The organism is Acinetobacter sp. SK-43 (assembly GCF_015351505.1).
Lineage (GTDB): Bacteria > Pseudomonadota > Gammaproteobacteria > Pseudomonadales > Moraxellaceae > Acinetobacter > Acinetobacter junii.
In genome coordinates this window covers 1-728 of the sequence record NZ_JADKPY010000106.1, presented here as the reverse complement: position 1 = coordinate 728, position 728 = coordinate 1, and the positions used below count along the sequence as shown (strand labels likewise).

Sequence of the window (728 nt, the reverse complement as noted above, 5' to 3'; positions counted from 1 at the left end):
CATGAATCCAAAGCCAGTATTAAACTCAGTGTTGGCTTAAATCACAGCAATACCATTCCTGAATTTGTAGCGCTTGGGGATGGTATTGAAAATGATATGGTGCAAGGCAGAGCATTTAAATTTCCTGCTGGCAGCATTATCGTCTTTGATAAAGGATATGTTGATTATCAATGGTTTGCTCAGTTGACACTTCAGAACGTCAGCTTTGTAACCCGGCTACGCCCAAAGACAGTTTATCAAGTTAAATCAAGCCGCAGCGTATTAGCGACTAAAGGGATTATTGCGGATGAATGTATTGAATTGAGCAGTGCGCATGCCAAGAAAAGAGGCGCACCTGAATTATTAAGACGTATAGAGTTTTATGATACAGATAAGAAAAGAACATTCGAATTTCTGAGCAACAACTTTCATCTGGCAGCATCCACCATTGCTGCAATTTATAAAGACCGCTGGAAGATTGAGTTATTCTTTAAAGCCATCAAGCAGAATTTAAAACTGAAGTCATTTCTAGGTCGAAGCCGCAATGCGATACAAACGCAAATATGGATTGCATTAATTGCCTATTTGCTGGTGAACTTCGCTAAACACATGGCACAAGAAGGATGGAGTGTTCAGCGTTTACTGAGAATTATTCAGGTCAATTTATTTGAAAGGAAACTTTTAAGGTCACTCTTTGTGCCTGATAAAAAATGGCGAAAACAAGAAGAACCTCAATTGAGGTTCTTCTT

The 728-nt window shown here is 39.0% G+C and carries 1 protein-coding gene; it reads left to right on the top strand.

What is annotated here, in order from left to right; all coding sequences use genetic code 11:
• The coding region (locus IRT38_RS17420) for an IS4 family transposase (protein WP_194598349.1) at positions 1–728 on the top strand (728 nt) is incomplete at both ends.